The sequence below is a fragment of the Kitasatospora sp. NPDC059747 genome (assembly GCF_042732955.1).
Classification (GTDB): domain Bacteria; phylum Actinomycetota; class Actinomycetes; order Streptomycetales; family Streptomycetaceae; genus Kitasatospora.
Window position 1 is genome coordinate 1 of record NZ_JBHWGV010000149.1, and the last position, 2,544, is coordinate 2,544.

Consider the following 2,544-nt stretch of genomic DNA (forward strand, 5'->3'; position numbering starts at 1 on the left):
CCAACCCCCCCCCCAAACACCCAACCTTTACACCCCCACCAGGCACCACCAGATTTTTTTTGGTCTCGTGGGCTCGGATTTGTTTATAAGAGACAGCGTCCACCCCGCCCGAGTGTGCGGCGGTCCGGCGCCGGCGGGCCGCGCGGCCCTGGCGCCGGATGGCCTCGTAGGGCGCCTCGCCCGGCGTCCGGTCCGCGACCGTGGCGACGAGCTGCTCGCGGAGCGCCGCCTCGAAATCCGGTTGGGTCATCGTCGTCCTCCAGTCGTGGTGGTGATGCGAGCGTCGAGTCCGGACGGCGTCCGGCCCGGTGCGGAACGGCTGCGCGGAGCCCCCGGGCCCGGGTCGGCGGGTACGACGGCCAGCCCCGGGTGAGCCCGCAGTTTGGCCAGTCCCTTGGCGGCCTGGCTCTTGACCGTGCCGAGCGAGCAGCCCATCGCCTGGGCGACCTCCGCCTCGGTCCGGTCGTCCCAGTAGCGCAGCACCACGACGGCCCGCTGCCGCGTCGGCAGCGTGGCCAGGGCGTCCAGCAGCGTCCGCCGCTGGTCGACCTGGCCCGCGGTGTCGCCCGGCGCGGCGACCTCCGGCAGCGCCTCGGTGAGCCGCTCGGCGACCCGCCGCTTGCGGAACCGGTCGCTGTTGCAGGACACCAGCATCCGGCGCACGTAGGCGTCCGGGCTGTCGGCCCGGCTGACCCGCCGCCAGGACCGGTAGGCCTTGGCCAGCGCGGTCTGCGTCAGGTCCTCGGCGTGGTGCCAGTCGCCGGTGAGCAGGTAGGCGGTTCGGACCAGGTGTGCCCACCTGGTCCGGGTGAAGGCCTGGAAGTCGGCCTCTTCTTCTGTGTGCATCAGCACCCCCTCAGCCCTCCAGACCGCACTCCCGACGCGCCGGGTTGCCCGGCCCCGCCACATTTCGCGGTCGTCCACGTTTCCGGGCGTTCGAGGGCCGGGCGTTCGAGGGCCGGGTGTTCGAGGGCCGGGTGTTCGAGGGCCAGGCGCCCGCGCGGAACGGGCGCGCCCTCAACGACCGGGGAAGCGGCCCAGGGGCGCGGGTCAGGCCGGGGTGTCGCAGCGCGTGTACGTGCGGATGCGGTAGCGCAGGCCGGACACCGAGACCCGCGGGCCGTGGTCCTCGGCGACGGTCCAGGCGGGGCCGACGGCCGGGGCGTGGGTGTCGCCGTCGACCGACAGATCGATCTCGGTCACGGACAGGGTGTCGGCGCGGTCGATGGCCGCGCGGTAGAGCTGCCCACCGCCGATCACCCAGGTCTCGGCGACGGTGTCGGCCCGGGGTGTCGCGGCCGCGAGGTGGAGGGCCTCGTCGAGGGAGCCGGCGCGGTCCGCGCCGTCCGCGGCCCACTGCGGGTTGCGGGTGACCACGATGTTGCGGCGGCCCGGAAGCGGGCGGAAGCGTGCCGGGAGCGACTCCCAGGTGCGGCGGCCCATCACCACGGGGTGTCCGAGGGTGGTCGCCTTGAAGTGCCCCAGGTCCTCGGGCAGGTGCCACGGCATCGTGCCGTCCGCGCCGATCACGCCGTCCGGGGTCTGGGCCCAGATCAGTCCGATCCTCAGGCCGCTGCTCGTACCGCTGCTCGTGTCGCTGCTCGTGTCGCCGCTCATACCGCGACCGGTGCCTTGATGGCCGGGTGGTGCCGGTAGCCGACCACCTCCACGTCCGAGTAGGCGTAGTCGAAGAGCGAGTCGGCCTGCCGCAGGCGCAGCTCGGGGAAGTCGAACGGTGCGCGCGCGAGCTGTTCCGTCACCTGCTCCACGTGGTTGTCGTAGATGTGGCAGTCACCGCCGGTCCAGATGAAGTCGCCCGGCGCGAGGCCGACCTGCTGCGCGACCATGTGGGTCAGCAGGGCGTAGCTGGCGATGTTGAACGGGACGCCGAGGAAGAGGTCGGCGCTGCGCTGGTAGAGCTGGCAGGAGAGCCTGCCGTCGGCGACGTGGAACTGGAACAGGGCGTGGCACGGGGCGAGCGCCATCGCGTCCAGTTCGGCGACGTTCCAGGCGGAGACGATCATCCGGCGGGAGTCGGGATCGGTGCGCAGGGTGTCGAGGACCTGGCCGATCTGGTCGATGTGCCGGCCGTCGGGGCCGGGCCAGCTGCGCCACTGGACGCCGTAGACGGGGCCGAGGTCGCCGTCGGGGCCGGCCCATTCGTCCCAGATGGTGACGCCGTTCTCGCGGAGCCAGCCGACGTTGGAGTCGCCGCGCAGGAACCACAGGAGCTCGTACACCACGGACTTCAGGTGCACCTTCTTGGTGGTGATCAGCGGGAACCCCTGCGAGAGGTCGTAGCGCAGTTGGTGTCCGAAGACGCTCCGGGTGCCGGTGCCCGTCCGGTCGGCCTTGGCCGTCCCGGTGGTGAGCACGTGCTTCAACAGGTCTTCGTACTGGGTGTCCGCCACGAGCGGTAAGTGTACGTGTCCGTGCTGGTCGGGGGGCCCCACCCCCCAGACCGGGAGGTCGCCCCCCCCCCGCCGCCCCCCCTCAAACAGCCCGGCTAGCGGGCGGGGCCGGCCCCCCAGGTGCGGGTAGGTG

The 2,544-nt window shown here is 72.5% G+C and carries 3 protein-coding genes and 1 pseudogene; all 4 read right to left on the bottom strand.

Going from position 1 to position 2,544, the window contains the following annotated elements; genetic code table 11:
* Positions 1 to 250: pseudogene (locus ACFV4G_RS38465) on the bottom strand (hypothetical protein); the annotation flags it as partial.
* Positions 247 to 846, bottom strand: coding sequence for a SigE family RNA polymerase sigma factor (locus ACFV4G_RS38470; protein WP_380447362.1), 600 nt, complete (start codon positions 844 to 846; stop codon positions 247 to 249). The pseudogene ACFV4G_RS38465 and the gene ACFV4G_RS38470, both read right to left, overlap by 4 nt.
* Before the next feature lie 204 nt (positions 847 to 1,050).
* Complete coding sequence (locus tag ACFV4G_RS38475; protein WP_380447364.1) at positions 1,051 to 1,617, bottom strand: dihydrofolate reductase; 567 nt, start codon at positions 1,615 to 1,617, stop codon at positions 1,051 to 1,053.
* A complete protein-coding gene (locus ACFV4G_RS38480) occupies positions 1,614 to 2,411 on the bottom strand; it encodes a thymidylate synthase (RefSeq protein ID WP_380447366.1) in 798 nt (265 codons plus the stop codon). The genes ACFV4G_RS38475 and ACFV4G_RS38480 overlap by 4 nt, the downstream gene beginning before the upstream one ends.
* Between the last annotated feature and the right edge of the window lie 133 nt (positions 2,412 to 2,544).